The sequence below is a fragment of the Aeromonas sp. s10 genome (assembly GCF_040907975.1).
Classification (GTDB): Bacteria; Pseudomonadota; Gammaproteobacteria; order Enterobacterales; family Aeromonadaceae; genus Aeromonas; species Aeromonas caviae.
The window spans coordinates 1-14909 of record NZ_JBFOCV010000051.1 but is presented as its reverse complement, the minus strand read 5'-3'; the positions used below and the strand labels follow the sequence as shown (position 1 = coordinate 14909).

General features: G+C 59.1%; 17 protein-coding genes and 1 pseudogene. 14 read left to right on the top strand and 4 right to left on the bottom strand.

What is annotated here, in order from left to right:
• The 10 genes from AB5Y59_RS18245 to AB5Y59_RS18200 form a co-directional block, all read left to right on the top strand.
• Nucleotides 1-228: hypothetical protein (locus AB5Y59_RS18245; protein ID WP_368212470.1), on the top strand; the 228-nt coding region annotated here is incomplete at its 5' end.
• Nucleotides 221-538, top strand: a complete 318-nt coding sequence (locus AB5Y59_RS18240; RefSeq protein WP_319916698.1) for a hypothetical protein — start codon at nucleotides 221-223, stop codon at nucleotides 536-538. The genes AB5Y59_RS18245 and AB5Y59_RS18240, both read left to right, overlap by 8 nt.
• Nucleotides 535-756 carry a hypothetical protein gene (locus tag AB5Y59_RS18235; RefSeq protein WP_139392791.1) on the top strand — a complete coding sequence of 74 codons (222 nt, stop codon included), beginning with the start codon at nucleotides 535-537 and terminating at the stop codon, nucleotides 754-756. Before AB5Y59_RS18240 ends, AB5Y59_RS18235 begins: the two co-directional genes overlap by 4 nt.
• Nucleotides 757-824: 68 nt before the next feature.
• A complete protein-coding gene (locus AB5Y59_RS18230) occupies nucleotides 825-1196 on the top strand; it encodes a hypothetical protein (RefSeq protein ID WP_368211598.1) in 372 nt (123 codons plus the stop codon).
• The gene (locus AB5Y59_RS18225) at nucleotides 1193-2200 is read left to right on the top strand and encodes a phosphoadenosine phosphosulfate reductase family protein (protein WP_368211599.1); all 1008 of its coding nucleotides are present in this window, start codon (nucleotides 1193-1195) and stop codon (nucleotides 2198-2200) included. Before AB5Y59_RS18230 ends, AB5Y59_RS18225 begins: the two co-directional genes overlap by 4 nt.
• Nucleotides 2197-4584, top strand: a complete 2388-nt coding sequence (locus tag AB5Y59_RS18220; protein ID WP_368212484.1) for a replication endonuclease — start codon at nucleotides 2197-2199, stop codon at nucleotides 4582-4584. Before AB5Y59_RS18225 ends, AB5Y59_RS18220 begins: the two co-directional genes overlap by 4 nt.
• A 10-nt stretch (nucleotides 4585-4594) precedes the next feature.
• Complete coding sequence (locus AB5Y59_RS18215; protein WP_368212483.1) at nucleotides 4595-5074, top strand: hypothetical protein; 480 nt, start codon at nucleotides 4595-4597, stop codon at nucleotides 5072-5074.
• A gap of 4 nt (nucleotides 5075-5078) precedes the next feature.
• A complete protein-coding gene (locus tag AB5Y59_RS18210) occupies nucleotides 5079-5429 on the top strand; it encodes a hypothetical protein (RefSeq protein ID WP_368212482.1) in 351 nt (116 codons plus the stop codon).
• Between the two features lie 467 nt (nucleotides 5430-5896).
• On the top strand, nucleotides 5897-6088 hold the full coding sequence (locus AB5Y59_RS18205) for a DUF3283 family protein (RefSeq protein ID WP_048209119.1): 192 nt from the start codon (nucleotides 5897-5899) through the stop codon (nucleotides 6086-6088).
• Between the two features lie 595 nt (nucleotides 6089-6683).
• Entirely contained in the window at nucleotides 6684-6857 is a 174-nt protein-coding gene (locus tag AB5Y59_RS18200; protein ID WP_167824652.1) for a hypothetical protein, read from the top strand.
• A 10-nt stretch (nucleotides 6858-6867) separates the two neighbouring features.
• On the opposite strand, the gene umuC is transcribed toward AB5Y59_RS18200, so the two are convergent.
• Together umuC and umuD are read right to left on the bottom strand one after the other, a co-directional pair.
• On the bottom strand, nucleotides 6868-8148 hold the full coding sequence (umuC, locus tag AB5Y59_RS18195) for a translesion error-prone DNA polymerase V subunit UmuC (RefSeq protein WP_368212481.1): 1281 nt from the start codon (nucleotides 8146-8148) through the stop codon (nucleotides 6868-6870).
• Nucleotides 8145-8567, bottom strand: a complete 423-nt coding sequence (umuD, locus tag AB5Y59_RS18190; protein ID WP_368212480.1) for a translesion error-prone DNA polymerase V autoproteolytic subunit — start codon at nucleotides 8565-8567, stop codon at nucleotides 8145-8147. Before umuD ends, umuC begins: the two co-directional genes overlap by 4 nt.
• Nucleotides 8568-8773: 206 nt before the next feature.
• Between umuD and AB5Y59_RS18185 the strand changes: the two genes are divergently transcribed.
• Entirely contained in the window at nucleotides 8774-9577 is an 804-nt protein-coding gene (locus AB5Y59_RS18185) for a hypothetical protein (protein ID WP_323951156.1), read from the top strand.
• Between the two features lie 360 nt (nucleotides 9578-9937).
• Here the strand turns inward: AB5Y59_RS18185 and AB5Y59_RS18180 are convergent, their stop codons facing one another.
• Together AB5Y59_RS18180 and AB5Y59_RS18175 are read right to left on the bottom strand one after the other, a co-directional pair.
• Nucleotides 9938-11002, bottom strand: a complete 1065-nt coding sequence (locus AB5Y59_RS18180) for a phage portal protein (RefSeq protein WP_368212479.1) — start codon at nucleotides 11000-11002, stop codon at nucleotides 9938-9940.
• Nucleotides 10999-12765, bottom strand: a complete 1767-nt coding sequence (locus AB5Y59_RS18175) for a terminase ATPase subunit family protein (protein WP_368212478.1) — start codon at nucleotides 12763-12765, stop codon at nucleotides 10999-11001. The genes AB5Y59_RS18180 and AB5Y59_RS18175 overlap by 4 nt, the downstream gene beginning before the upstream one ends.
• A 149-nt stretch (nucleotides 12766-12914) precedes the next feature.
• Here AB5Y59_RS18175 and AB5Y59_RS18170 point away from each other — a divergent pair, with 149 nt between their 5' ends.
• The 3 genes and pseudogenes from AB5Y59_RS18170 to AB5Y59_RS18160 all read left to right on the top strand — a co-directional run.
• Nucleotides 12915-13745 (top strand): GPO family capsid scaffolding protein, encoded by an 831-nt coding sequence (locus AB5Y59_RS18170; protein WP_368212477.1) that lies wholly within the window; start codon nucleotides 12915-12917, stop codon nucleotides 13743-13745.
• A gap of 12 nt (nucleotides 13746-13757) precedes the next feature.
• Nucleotides 13758-14789 (top strand): phage major capsid protein, P2 family, encoded by a 1032-nt coding sequence (locus AB5Y59_RS18165; RefSeq protein ID WP_319884107.1) that lies wholly within the window; start codon nucleotides 13758-13760, stop codon nucleotides 14787-14789.
• Between the two features lie 9 nt (nucleotides 14790-14798).
• Nucleotides 14799-14909, top strand: a pseudogene (locus tag AB5Y59_RS18160) (terminase); the annotation flags it as partial.

Genomic DNA, 14909 nt, shown 5'->3' with positions numbered 1-14909 from the left:
GCACCAGCGGGGTTTCCATCAGCAACTGAGGTAACTGATATGCGCAATGTAGCGATTTCGAACGCACTACGCAATGTGAAGGAGTGCCATTGGCATCTGGCCAGACTGGCACGGCGCCGCAATATGACTCGCTCCGACGACATCGCGGCACAGCACCATGCCGCCAATGCACATGCCTGGCGCTCGCTCTGGCTGAATCTGAACACCAAAGGGGGCCGACATGCATGATGACCTGTTCGAACTGGAGCCGCCGGTCGACGAGCTGGGTGGCGCCGAATCTGGACCCGCCCATATGCAGCCGCCAGCACCGGTCAGCCCACTGACCAAGCACTGGGAAGCAGCGCAGGAGGAGTTCAACACCTCGGGCAGTGATGCCCGCCGAAACCGCAACATCGCCCAGGAGCTGCTGGCACTTGGCGCCATCCGCGCAGTTTATTGGCTGGCGCTGGGTGGCGGTGAAGTCGCGCTGGCCACAGAGATCGCCGAGTGGTGGGCCGAGTGCGAGCCACTCCATGGACTGGGGGAGACCATCAAATGAGCCACCAACAGCAGATCGACCAGTGGGTCGACAAAATGCTGAACGCCGAGGCGCGCCTGCACGGCCTGCAGCTTGACCTAGTCGAGCTGCGCGCAGATGGTCCCCATGGCCAGCGCACGCCGGCCAGAACCCATCTGACCTTGTGCCGCCAAGCTCGTCAGGCTGCCCGTCAGGCATCGAGCAATATCCAGTCTCTCTACACCGGAGGCGCCATCTAATGACTCACCAGAAACCAGCCGGGCTTGCCCCGGCTTTGGGCGTCGTGCGCCCTGCAAACAGCCATATCGTGACGCTTGAGCCATGCACCAAGTGCCGCCAGATGGCGGTTTGTCTACCGGTAGCGGGCCGACACGGTCGCCGCTCTTACCCCTACTGTGTCGAAACCTGCTGGCCACTGGCCCGCGCCGCCAGTGAAACCGTGCTGAAGACCGTCCCGGCCAACGCCCGCCCCTCGATGCGCTGCAGTTGCTGCGGCGAGTTCAGCCATGTGCGCCCGGTCATCCTGGGCGGTAACCGGCTCACCAGCCTGTTTTTCTGCGAGGCCACCTGCTGGTCTGATCGGCTCGCCACCCTGGACATGGTACCGACCTGCTCCACCTGCGGCCGCTACCTGCAACCCAACGAGTATGTGAACGGCAAGTGCGGGGTGTGTAAATGAACCACAACATTATTTCTGTTTCCGGCGGCAAAGACTCCACTGCCACTCTTCTGCTGGCAATCGAGCGGAACGTCGAGAACCTGCAAGCAGTTTTCTGCGATACCGGTCATGAGCACCCAGAAGTCTATGCCTACCTGAACTATTTAGAGATACGGCTAGGCATTGCCATTCGAAGGATCAAGCCGGATTTTTCTATTCAGCTCGGGAGGAAACTGGTCACTGTGATGACGAAGTGGCGCTCTGAAGGAGTGCCAGCGGAGTTCATCAAACGAGCCAGTGAAGTCCTGACCCCAACAGGGATACCATTCCTTGACCTTTGCCTACTCAAAGGGCGCTTCCCCAGCGCCATGGCTCGGTTCTGCACCGAAGAACTGAAGCGCAACCCAATGCAACAGCAAGTGCTATTCCCTCTGCTGGAAGACCATGAAACAGATGAGGTATGGAGCTGGCAAGGTGTGCGCGCAGATGAGTCAACATCGCGCTCAAAACTGCCTGAGAAAGATGAGGTGCGTGATGGCCTGATCAACTACCGCCCGATCCTTACCTGGACTGCGCAGGATGTTTTCGAGTTTCACCGCAAGCATGGTGTGAAATGGAACCCCCTCTATGAGCAGGGCTTGAGCCGTGTTGGCTGCATGCCTTGCATCATGTGCCGGAAAGACGAGCTGCGTGAAATTGCTAACCGCTGGCCGGAAGAGATCGAGCGCGTCGCAGAGTGGGAACGACTGGTGAGCATGGCCAGCAAGCGCGGGGCATCCAGCTTCTATGGCCCGCGTGTCGCGGGTGGCAGTCAGTCAGTCGAGATGATGACGCATGAAGAGGCTCAGGATCTGCTGAACATCAATCGAGTGGTTGACTGGTCGATGACTGGCAGGGGTGGAAAGACGTTTGATATGTTCGCCCGCCTTGCTCCTGACGTTGGTTGCTCCAGCGCTTATGGACTTTGCGACAACCCAGTTGTTGATCGTAGCGGTACTGACACCCGACAAGGGGATGTCGCATGATCGACTCCATCACCAACCTGCACGGCATCCAGCTCCCACAGCACTACCTGGTCGGGCACCACGCCATCAATATGGCCGGGGCGGCCGAGCAACTTGCCCGCATCGAGTGGCACGTTGCCAAGCCGCTGGCCGCGACCTTCCTGCGCCGCTACCCGGCCAACTCCAAGACCGCCAACATCTGGCTGCGCCGCATGGTCGATACCTGCGCCGCCGCACAGAGCCGGTTCCCGGTACCGGTGATCGACCTGCGCAACGATGTGCGCCGCGAGCTGGTTGCCGCCGAGTGGGCCCGTCGCTGCCAGCAACTGCTGGCGGCGGCGGGCCATGAGCGCACCGCCACGGAGCTGCTGGCCGATATCGGGGCCCAGGCCAAGGCGTGGCACTTCTGCCCCACCCTGCCGGTTCACCCACGCACCAAGGTGGAGCGCCTGTTGGGTCGCCCCCTGAGCCAAGAAGAGCGGGACGACCTGGCCGACGAGGTGGACAAGTTCGAAGGGGCCGCCGCCAGCCTGCTGGTGCGCCTGCTCGACGAGTCGTGGTGGCTGCGCAAGATCAACCGCGCCTGGGCCATCTACTGCGAGCTGATTGCCATCCTCACCGGCCAGGTGCGCAAGGGGGTCAGCCCCTACGCCAGTGCGCACGCAGTGCGTGAGTTCACCCAGCGTAAAGCAGCCCAGCAAGCCTGGATGGCAGGCATGAGCGCCGTCAATGAGGAGCTGGGGCAAGAGATTGACCTGGTTGATGCGGTGATGGGCTCGGTCGCCAACCCCGAGATCCGCCGTCATGAGCTGATGGTGCGCATGCGCGGCTTTGAGGACATGGCGCAGGATCAGGGCAAGTTGGGTCTGTTCCTGACCCTGACTGCCCCCTCCAGCTATCACGCCTGGCGCCAGGGCAGCAAAGACAAGGCGAAGACCTACCAGAACGAGAAGTTCAACGGCGCCTGCCCGACCGAGACCAACCGCCTGCTGTGCAAACAGTGGGCCCGCTTTCGGGCCGCCTTGGCCCGCGAGGGGATCATGGCCTTCGGTTTTCGGGTGGTGGAGCCGCACCACGACGGAACCCCACACTGGCATTGCCTGCTGTTTATCAACCCCGAGCACCAACGCGACTTTCTGACCCTGCTCGCCTACCACTTCACCGCCGCCGAACGGGCCGAGCTCAAGATGCCCAACGGCGACCAGCTCGATGCGCTGGCCGAGATGAAAATCCGCAACAAGATGCCGCGCATCAAGTGGCTGCTCGATGTGAACAGCCCGGCGGTGGTCAAGGCCATCAACCCACGGGTGAACTGGAAGGAGATCGACCCGACCAAGGGCAGCGCCACCGGGTATATCGCCAAATACATCGCCAAGAACATCGACGGCCACAAGGTCGGGATGGACTACGAGGCAGAGGCACCGGTCGACCACACCACCATCGCGGTGGCGGCCTGGGCGAGCTGCTGGCGTATCCGCCAGTTTCAGCAGATTGGCGGCCCTGCTGTGAGCGTGTGGCGCGAGCTGCGCCGACTGGGTGACGAGGTGATCGAGTGGGATTGCATTTTGGAAGCCGCCCGCACCGCAGCCGACAACAACCGCTGGGGCGACTTTATCGACGCCATGGGCGGCATTGACCTGCCCCGCAAAGAGCACCTGATCCGCCTCTCCAAGCGCCTCGATGAAGCCGCCAACAAGTATGGCGAGGATGTGCTGCGCCTGATGGGGGTGATTACCGACATCGGCCAGACCACCGCCATCACCCGCACCGAGGGTTGGCAGATAGTGCGCAAGGGGGTCAACGGGTCGGGTTTGGGCGAGCAGCGCGAGCCTGCAGTGAGCGAGCGCAGCGAGTTGCCCTCAGGCGGCGGCAGCCGCCCCCCTCGGAGTTCTGTCAATAACTGTACGAAAGGATCCAAATCGGGGGTGAAAGGATCCGCTCTGGCTAAAGAGCTGGGCCGAATGGGTCTTGATGAAAGCAACGCCGCCCTGCTGCTGCACGGCAGCATCATCCACGCCGACGGCCAATATGTGCGACTGGTCGGCGATCGGCTGATTGTGAGCCGCAACTGGCCGGGTGCCGGCGATGCCGTGGCCGACCAGCTGACCGCCGAGGCCGAGGCCGAGCAGGCCAGCAAGCGGGCAGCCAGCAGCGATACGCTGAAACAGCAGGCCCACGAGCTGATGCACTCAGGCGGCAGCGTCACCGAATGGCTGGCCGCCCTGCCGCTGGCGCAGGCCGAAGAGGCGATCGCCATCTTCACCCGCCTGCTGGATGACGAAGAGGACCGGGCCAGTTACCAGCCCACCGAACAGGAGCAGGCCCGCGTCGCGAGCATGCAAGCCGACAACGACCGCCATCAGGCGGAGATTACCAAGGCGCGGGCGCGCCTGGGCGTGGAATGAGGAGAAGGGGATGAACATTGATCTGAATGAGCTGCTGACGCTGGCAGAGAAAGCTACGCCTGGGCCGTGGCGCTGCCAGGGGTTCCCTATGATTGAACCCGAAACGTATTTCGGGGTTCAGGTAGGGAAGCCGGGCAACATCCTGTTTGATGGGGCAAAACAACGAGATGCAGAGTATATCGCCGCAGCAAACCCCGCCGTGGTGGCAGACATCATCAAGCGTCTGCAGCTCGCCGAGGCCATGAATACCTTGAACCTGCAAAAGCTGGCGGCGGCTCCTGGGGACTATGTCCTTGCCACCGTGAATGAAGATCTGATGAAAGCCGGGGAGGCCACATTGAAAGGTATGGGGGGTACGATGAAACAGCTCTTCCCTCAGCAGAAAGTCATCTTCTTGGCTGACTGGTTGAGACTCGAGTGCCTGGGAGAACAGAAGCTGCGGCAGTTGGGGCTTGCCTTCATTGAAGACCAGAACGAGGCACAAGGGTAACCGCATGAGTGACACCATCAAACGCGCCGACGTCGAGCGCCTGCTGCCGCTCTGTCAGCGGCTGTGGCCCATCCTCCAGCAACACCCGCCGGGATCGGCGGGTCGTGCCGCTATCACCAGCACGCTCGACAGCCTGCCGGCAGCCGACCGCCATCTCTGCGATCTGCTGCTCGACCGCATAGAGCGGGTCATCCGGTTTAGGGATGCCTGGTTCCAGTTCTACCAGGGCGAGCTGGACACCATCACCCCACCCAAGAAGGCAAAGCGGGTGCTGCCTGTCGGCCCAGCTCCCAAGCAAGTATGGAAGGCCACCCGGGCGAGACAGGGGGCGTTTGCCAGAAGGAGGGATGTATGAGCAAACCAAAGGAGGCGAGGGAGCGAAAGCAGGCCCAGCGTGCGAGACAGTCAGCCCTAGGCATCACTCGCGTTGAGGTTAGGATGTCAGAACGGGAGCGCCAACAACTCAACCACCTACGCATTGTTCGGGCTGGCAGCGGTCAGCCTTATTCTGCCGACGAGTACATCAGTACCCTGATCCGGCGGGACTGGGAAAGGTGGGTGTCGCAGGCGGACAATCTGAAAATGCAGGTATGTAAGCATTGCAACCACCCTTTACCTGTCGGGTGCAATGGGGCGTTTAAAGGGGAAAGCGCATGCTGGAAGACTGCGGGAGATAAAACCCTTGCACTGTAGCCAACGGGTTTTAAGAAAGGCACCAATGTGACCGGTCTTAAAATCCTTGGTGGGCACCCCTTAAAACCAAAATCGTGACCGGACACGTTTCAACGATTACCATAACTGGCCAACGAAGAGAGGTGCCAAGTGAGTTTTAACCTATGTGACCTCCCCCGGGAGGAAAAGGCCCTGATCGAGGTCGACAAAGCGGCTGCCTATGCGGTGTGGAAGGAACGCAACGGCAAGCTGGCCACGGCAGAGCTGGACAGTTCAGCCTTCACCGGCCATCAGCTTGAGGTCTTCACCAAGGCCTTGGCAAAGTACCGGACCAGACCATAACACCATCTGCCAATCAGTTTAAATGCCCCCTCATGCAGGGGGCTTTTTAATATATTCGATGTTGTGTACCTATTATGTACACAGGAGGTACATGATAGGTACAAAAATACCCTAGGGATATATGATGGATATACTTTGGATATACTTTGGATATACTTTGAATATATAGAGGGAATTTATTGAATATTAAAAAAGCATCCTTTCAGCAATGGGCAATTGCTTACATGCCACCATTTAAACATTACCCCCCACGCCATTGGATGGGTTGTTATAATCCAAGCCTCCTCCCCCCTCTCATCTGGGACGAACGTACACGAGAAGCTTGGTTTCACTGACTTGTTAGGATGTTCACGACTAGGAGACTGTGGTTTGCCTATGACGACGATGTTTAGATGACCCAAGGGATTATTTAATATTTTATTTCACTGAGACCATTGACCAATAATATTTCTGGCGCATAAGATTCGGCCCAAGCAAACAAGAAACCGCGCTCCCTTCGCTGAGGGTGGCATCGTTTTATCTGCGTGAAAATTCTTTCGATGGTCACTATCCAGTGGTCAGCGATTATTAACACACCTCTGTTGGGAGTACATGCATGCAAGAGCCATCCATCGAAGCTATTTTGGAAGACCTGTATTTTATCGCCGGTAAAATCACTGACGATCATCGCCCTATGCCGCTTGGACGAGTCGAGTCAAGCATACGCCACCTGGTGGTGCTGGCCATGAAGGCTCTGGACACCCAGCGCAAGTCATACACCATCCACTGAGTGATGCTGGCTATGCCTTCACCACCGGCAGCTCGCCGAGCGCGGTGGTATAGCGGGGGCTTAACTGCTCCCGCTTCATCATCCACTCCCGGGTGTCACGGCCGCGGGCAGCAAAGTAGACCTTCCCCAACCGCCCCTGATTGATCTTGTCGATGACCTGCATCAGCGCATCGCTGCGCGGGGATGGCTGCTGTGCGGCGAACAGGTCGCCCTGCTGCATGTTGGCGGGGGTGAAGTCGGCCAGCATGACGCCCCCTTTCTGGTATCGCTGCTCGTCGCGCCAGATGCGGGGTAGGAGTTCCGGGATCAAGGCCAGCAGCGCCCGTGTGTCATGAGTGGGCATGGCCAGCTTGGCGCTCACCTGGTTGCCGTAATAGGGCTCCCGGTCATTGAACGGGCTGGTGCGAATGAACAGGGTCACGTGCCGGCAGCACATACCCTCCCCCCGCAGCTTCTCGGCGGCCCGCTCCATGTAGCCCGCCAGAGCCTGGTGCATGGGGCCTATCTGAGTGATGCGCTCGCCAAACGAGCGCGAGCAGATGATCTGCTGCTTGGCCTGGGCCTCTTGCTCCAGCTCGGCGCAGGGGATCCCCCGCAGTTCCTGCACCGTGCGCTCGACCACCACGCCATAGCGGCGCCGCAGCGCCTTGGGGTCAGCAGCGACCAGGTCGGCCACAGTCTTGATGCCCTGGGCCTCCAGCTTGGCGGTGAGCCGCCGGCCAATGCCCCATATCTCGTCCACCGGCGTGATCGCCATCAACCGAGCACGCCGCCCTTCATCCCGCAGATCCACCACACCACCGGTAGCGGGCCACTTCTTGGCGGCGTAGTTGGCGAGCTTGGCGAGGGTCTTGGTGGGGCCGATGCCGACCCCCACGGTCAGACCCGTCCACTGCTGCACCCGCTCGCGAATCTGGCGGCCATAGGCCACCAGGTCGCCCGCCCAGGACTCGCTCAGCTCGATAAAGGCCTCGTCGATGCTGTAGACCTCCACCGCTGGGGCCATCCCCTCCAGAATGGTCATCACCCGGTTCGACATGTCGCCATAGAGGGCGTAGTTGCTGGAGAACCAGACCCCGCCCATGGCCTCGAAGAATTGACGGATCTGGAAATAGGGAATCCCCATCTTGATGCCGAGCGCCTTGGCCTCCGCCGAACGGGCCACCACGCAGCCATCGTTGTTGGAGAGCACCACGATGGGCCGCCCCTTGAGGTCTGGGCGAAACAACCGCTCGCAACTGGCGTAGAAGTTGTTCACGTCGACCAGGGCAACGGCGCAGCGCTTGTTCATGGGCTATCCACCTGGTGCACTACAAAGGCCACCACCCCGAAGATTTCCAGCTCCTGCCCATCGTTGAAATGGATGGGGCGAAAGGACCGGTTGCCAGGGAGCAAGGCGACTGTGGGCTCAAGCTGCAGTTTCTTCACCGTGAACTCGCCATCCACCGCGGCGACCACCACGCTACCGTGCCTGGCCTTGCGGCTGCGGTCGACGACCAGCAGGTCGCCATCACGGATCCCGTGGTCGACCATGCTGTCACCGGCCGCCCGCACAAAGTAGGTGGCCGCCGGGTGCGCCACGCACAACTGATTGAGGTCGATGGTCTGCTCGGTGTAGTCCTGCGCCGGCGACGGAAAGCCGCAGGCCACCGGGGAGAGGAACAAGGGCAGCTCCAACAAGGGGGCATCGGGAGTGGGTTGAGCAAACATACGGGGCATCTCGATAAACTGTATAAAAACACAGTATAGCAAGCAGCACAGAGAGGATCACCGTTCGGCGTTTGGCTCCGATACCACCATCACCAGAGTGTGCGTCAATCACTCATGGAGTAGCAGAGCATGTGCTGTCAGTACTGACCAAGCTTGATTTAGCATGTAAAATATATCATCCCAAAATTACATAGAGTTTCATAGAAATGATAGAGAACATTAAGGACGCTATAGTTTCAAGAATGACAAATGTATTAGTTGGAAGTTTTTTTATCTCCGTAGCAGTGATGAATTCACGAGGAATTCTGATATTTATTTATAGTGATAAATCAGAAAAGTTAAACATTCTTAAGAACTGGCAATTGAACTGTGTTTATGACTTAATTATACCTTTACTCTTAACTATTTTTTATACTGCTGTAATTCCATTTATTAGCAGCCTATATAAGAAGCGCGTAACAAACAGAATATATGAAGTGGAACGAGACGCTGAACGAGATTGGTTGTCAATAAGCCTGGACGGCATGAAGGAAATTGCAATAAAAGAGGCTGAGACCACCAAGGAAAATGCTGATTTATATGTGAAAAGTAAAATAAAAGAATGGGAAGATGAAAGAGAGAAAACAATATCTCAATTAAATGAACATAAAAAGGAATTGCAACAAAAAATTAAAATAATTAATGACATGGAAGATCAAATAAATGAAAGCAAGGAGGATGCAATTTACTTCGGCAATCTATATGATCGAGCAATATCATCGATAAATGGCTTTATCTTTCCAATTCACTCACTGAACAAACCATCACCATCACTGTCTGTATCACTGGAAAAAAATCAAATAGAATACAAGGACCACATAATATTAATGTTCGCTGAATGTATCGAGCAGGTAATAAAGCGCATAAATGAAAGCCCCTCAGCCCCACGAAAAGAATGGAACCCACCGATAGATGAACGTATTACTTCCGCACTTTCAGAATATATCGAGACCCTGAGAAATAATAATTAATGTCGTCACATTCGCACTTAACATGAATGATATTGACGGAAAGTGAAGGATCGCTAAAAGGATCTGTTATCACCCGCGCGGCCAGCGCTGGCGCGGGGAGCCGTTTCCCGCCCCACGTGTTTCACCTGCATGATTTTCCACACATAAAGCGGGCAGGCGAGGCGGGGTCCCGATTGCGCGCCAGCGGTGCTGGCAGGGGGCAGCAGGCTGCGCCAGCCGCTCAGGATGCGCGTGAAAGGATCTGCGAGGCTGCAAGGGTAGCCCGCATCGGTGATGCAGCAGCGGGCCGCTGATGCGGCTATGTGAGGGGCAAAAGAAAACCCCGCCAGGTGGCGGGGTGGTCGGGATGCACAGGCCGGGTCAGCGCAGCATGTCGCCTTGGCTGGCCTGCTCGATGCCGGCGGCCAGCTTGTAGGGGTTGAACCGGATCACCTCCTCCCCTGCCCAGTCATTGAGCGCCAGCAGGCTGGCCTTGATGCTGTCGATCTCGTTGATGTCGAACACCTGGGCGGCCTTGGTCACATCGCCGAACCCGCCGGTGCTGTTCGGCATCACACCCATCAGCTGGGGCGGTACCCGGTGGGTGGCCAACTGGTCGTCGCGGCTGACGTTCTTGATGGAGAGAAAATCATCCTTGGCCGCCACCTCGGCCACCGGGATCAGCTTCACCCCGTCCTTGCTGCCGTTCGGGGTGTAGAGCAAGAGGTTGCGGAAGTTGCCGGGCCCCTTGCTCTGGCGCAGCGCCTCACGCAAGGCCGCAATGTCGCCCTCGTTCTGCACCGCGTCGGTGATGTGCATGATGAACCCGGCGTGGGAACCGTTCTCGTAATACTTGCGGCGAAACAGGGTGGCAGACTCATTGAGCAGGGTGGAATTGAGCCCGCCGACATAGTCGGGGATGCCGTAGATCTCCTGGTTGATGTCGCTCTCCATCACATGGCCAACCCGCCCGGCCGGCAGCGCCTGCTCCTGGCCGGGCTGGGCAATCCACCAATAGGTGTCCAAGTCCAGGGCGCGCCGGGTGTACTTGGCCCGCAGGTGGTCATAGCGCAGCACCCCGCCGAGCCGGTTCTGCACCGCCTGCAGATAGCCGTTGCCGAAGATCAGATAGTCCAGCGCCAGCCCGGTGAAGGCGGCCAGGCTCAGTTTCGGATGCGGGATGAAGCAGGAGCGCAGGATATTGCGCTTAACCTGAATGGCAGAGGCATGGTGTACCCCGGCCCGGTAGACCCGCGACAAGCCATTGAGCGAGAGCGGCGGTTCATACCAGCGCCCGTTGTGCATGGCTTCCAGGTAGTCGAACACCTCCCGCTGACTGAGCACGGGCACCGGCTCACCGAAGGTAAACGCCTCGATGGTCTGGCTGGTTGCGGCTTGGGTCGCCGTCACCGGCGAGGTATGGCGCTGCGGGTGGCGCTTTCTCATGCGAAAATCTCCATCATGCTGGTATTGGCACCGGTGGCACCTGCCAGCGGTTCGTGTAACAGGGCCTGCATCGTTGCCCAGGCAATATCACCGTGGCTGACCTCTTCGGAACGGCTCGACTCAAAGGTCGGCATCTTGCCGGCGGTTACCCCCCGGCGAATACTCATAAAAGCGGCTGCCAAATCATTCCAACCGCTGTCAAACTCCAGCCGCCCCTTGTTCATCACATCGATAGCCTTCATGACCATGCGGATCTTCACACTCGGGTTGTACTGGATTGCGGTAACAGCGGGATAGAACACCTTCACATTCTGATAGACACCCTCCCCGATCCCGGTGGTATCGATTCCGATGTAGGCAACGTTGTAGCGAATAGTCATCTGGCGGATTGCCTCTGCCTGGGCTGCAAAATCCATCCCTTTCCACTGGTGACGTTCGAGCACCCGGAACTTACCGCCGGGTACAGCCGGCGGAGCCAGCACGGCGCAACCGGCGCTGTCACCCTGGCCACCCTTGGCCGGGTCATAGCCGATCCACACCGGCCGGTTACCCATTGGTCGCAGGGCAAAATGCTTATAGTCCTCCCATACCTCCCAGCTATCGACCATGCACCGTTGCAACATCGCCAACGGGAACACGCTGGACGTGTCATCCATGAAGATGCACATCAACAAGTTGAGGTATTCATCATCGGAGTACTCGCTGCGCAGCTGATCCAGGTCGAACAGGTCGCAGCCACCGCGCACCGCATCTTCGACCGTGACAATCTGCCGCCACTGACCATCGGCGCACAGCTTACCGCTGGCAAGATTGGCGTGGCTCAGGTCAATCTCGACCCGGTCTGCCTTCGCCTTGCCGCGGTTGAAGTTGGCGCCGGACCAGAACGCATAGGCGGGATGGGAAAGGCTGGATGGGGTGGAAATGTAGGTCTGGCGCCACTTCTTGTGCATCGCCATGCCGGAAGCCACCTTGCGGAACTCCAGGAAGCCATGGATCCAGAAGTACTCATCCATGTAGATGTTGCCGTGGTAGCTCTGGGCGGTGCGGGCGTTGGTGCCGAGGAAGTAGAGGTGCGCTCCGTTCGGTAGCACCATGGGGTCGCCCTTGAGCTCCACCCCCTCCTCCTTGGCAAACTGGATGATGTACTGCTTGAACACATGAGCCTGCGCCTTGCTGGCCGACAGGAAAATCTGGTTGCGCCCGGTGACCAGGGCATCGATGAAGGCCTCGAAGGCAAAGAAGTAGGTCGCCCCAATCTGGCGAGACTTGAGCAGGTTGCGGATCCTGTGCTGGTTGCCAGCCTCGTACCAGGTGCGCTGGTAGCCAAACATGGTGGACTCGAAGCGCTCGATCAGCCGCTCTTGCTGTTCGGGCTCCACCACATTGCGCTCGGGTGCCTTCTTCGGCCCCTTGTTACGGTTCGCCACCTTGGGGTTGAGGTCGGCCTCATTGCCTCCGTTGCTGTACTTGTTGACCCGGGCGATCCGCTCCAACTGCCTACCCAGCAGGTCAATCTCCTTGAAGTCGCCGCCGCTTTTCACCTCCTTGGCGATCAGCTGGCACATCCGCGCCTCGATGGCGAAGTCGACCCGGTCAATGGGTTTGATGTCATCCCAGCCGTCGCGCTTCTTCCATGTCGAGACTGTCCCCTCCGGCGTCTGCAGCAATTCAGCAATGGCGCGGAGCGGATAGCCCTGGAAGAACAGGTGCATGGCCTGCCGTCTGGGTTCGATATGGGGGAAAAGTAAGTGGGCTGTCGTCATGGCGCCAGTCTACCCAGCCGCTACCGATCCAAACTCCACCCCGCCAGTGTGCCAGCGCCGTACACACTGGCCGCCGATTGCACGATCCCGCCTGTCACCCAGACCATAACCGCGACATCACCACCCAATCACCAAAGGGATCCCAGCTCATGGCGAAGAAAGCAAAATTCAAGCGCGTCGCGGTGGCAGGCCAAACCACCGACGGCCGCACCATCGCGCCGGAATGGCTCACCCAGGCGGCCAAAAACTACAACCGCGAAAAGTACGGCGCCCGCGTCAACCTCGAACACTACCTCAGCCCGTTCCCTGATAGCGATTTTCGAGCCTATGGCGACGTGCTCTCCGTCTATGCCGAAGAGGTCGAGATCGACGGCGAAAAGAAAATGGCCCTGTTCGCCGATATCGACCCGACCGAAGACCTGATCAAACTCAACAAAGCCCGCCAGAAGGTTTACACCTCCGTCGAGCTGGATCTGGACTTTGCCGGTACCGGCGAGGCCTACCTGGTAGGTCTTGCAGTGACCAACACCCCCGCCAGCCTCGGTACCGAATACCTCCAGTTCTGCGCCGGTGCTGGTGACAAGAGTCCGCTGGCAGCGCGCAAGCAAAAATCGACCAACCTGTTTACCTGCGCCATCGAAACCGAGGTCGAATTCACCGAAGAGGGCGACAAGGGCCCTGGTCTGTTGGAACGGGTCACCGCGCTGTTCTCCACCCACAAGAAGCAATCCACCGCTGATCTCAGCGACGTTCACCAGGCCGTCGAGACCGTCGCGAAAGAGGTCACCAGCCTCGATGCCGACCTGCAGAAAAAGTTCACCGAGCAGGCCCAGACCCTCACCGAGCTGACCAACAAGCAGGACGCCACCGCCAAGGCGCTGGCCGACCTCACCGCCAAGCTGGAGGGCCAGGAAGCGTTCAACCAGCAACGCCCGCCCGCCACCGGTGGCGATAGCGCCTCCATTCAAACCGACTGCTAAGGACCATGCCCAATGCGTAACGAAACCCGCCAGAAGTTCAACGAGTTCACCAACCAGGTGGCCAAACTCAACGCTATCACCAGCGCCATGGTGCAGTTCAACGTGCAGCCCAGCGTCCAGCAGACCCTGGAAACCAAAATGCAGGAGTCGGTCGCCTTCCTCGGCATGATCAACGTCACCCCTGTCGATGAGATGAAAGGCCAAAAGGTCGGTATCGGCATCACCAGCACCATCGCCGGTCGCACCAACACCGACACCAAAGACCGCCAGCCCAACAGCCCGCACGGTCTCTACGACCAGAGCTACGAATGCGCCCAGACCAACTTCGACACCCAGATTGGCTACGGCCAGATCGACGCCTGGGCCAAGTTCCCCGACTTCCAGACCCGTGTCCGTGACGCCATCCTCACCCGTCAGGGGCTGGACCGCATCATGATTGGCTGGCATGGCACCAGCGCCGCCGCCGACACCGACCGCAACGCCAACCCCCTGCTGCAAGACGTCAACATCGGCTGGCTGCAACACATCCGCACCGACGCCCCGGCCCAGGTCATGAGCGAAGGAACCGAGGGCAGCGGCAAGATTTACGTCGATGCCACCGACGGCGATTACAAAAACATCGACGCCCTGGTATACGACGTTGTGAACGAGCTGATCAAACCCTGGTATCAGGACGATACCGACCTGGTGGTCATCTGTGGCCGCAAGATGCTCTCCGACAAATACTTCCCCATCATCAACGATGCGGGCGACAACCAGAACAAACTGGCTGGTCAGGTGCTGGTGAGCCAGAAGCAAATCGGTGGCCTCAAGGCTGTGCGCGTCCCCTTCTTCCCCGAAGACAAGCTGCTCATCACCAAGCTCAGCAACCTCTCCATCTACTGGCAGACCGGCGCCCGCCGTCGTCACATCGACGACGAGCCCAAGCGCAACCGCATCGTCAACTACGAAAGCACCAACGACGCCTACGTGGTCGAGGACTACGACTGCGCCGCCCTGGTCGAAAACATCGTCATCGGGCCGAATCCGGCCCCTGGCGAGTAAGGGGGTGACATGACTCCCGCCCGCCGCCACCGCGAAAGAGCACTGGCCGCCCTGCAAGGGGCGGCCAATCCCCAATTCGACCAGGCCCGCGCCAACGCCTACGAGCTGCAGCTGATGCAG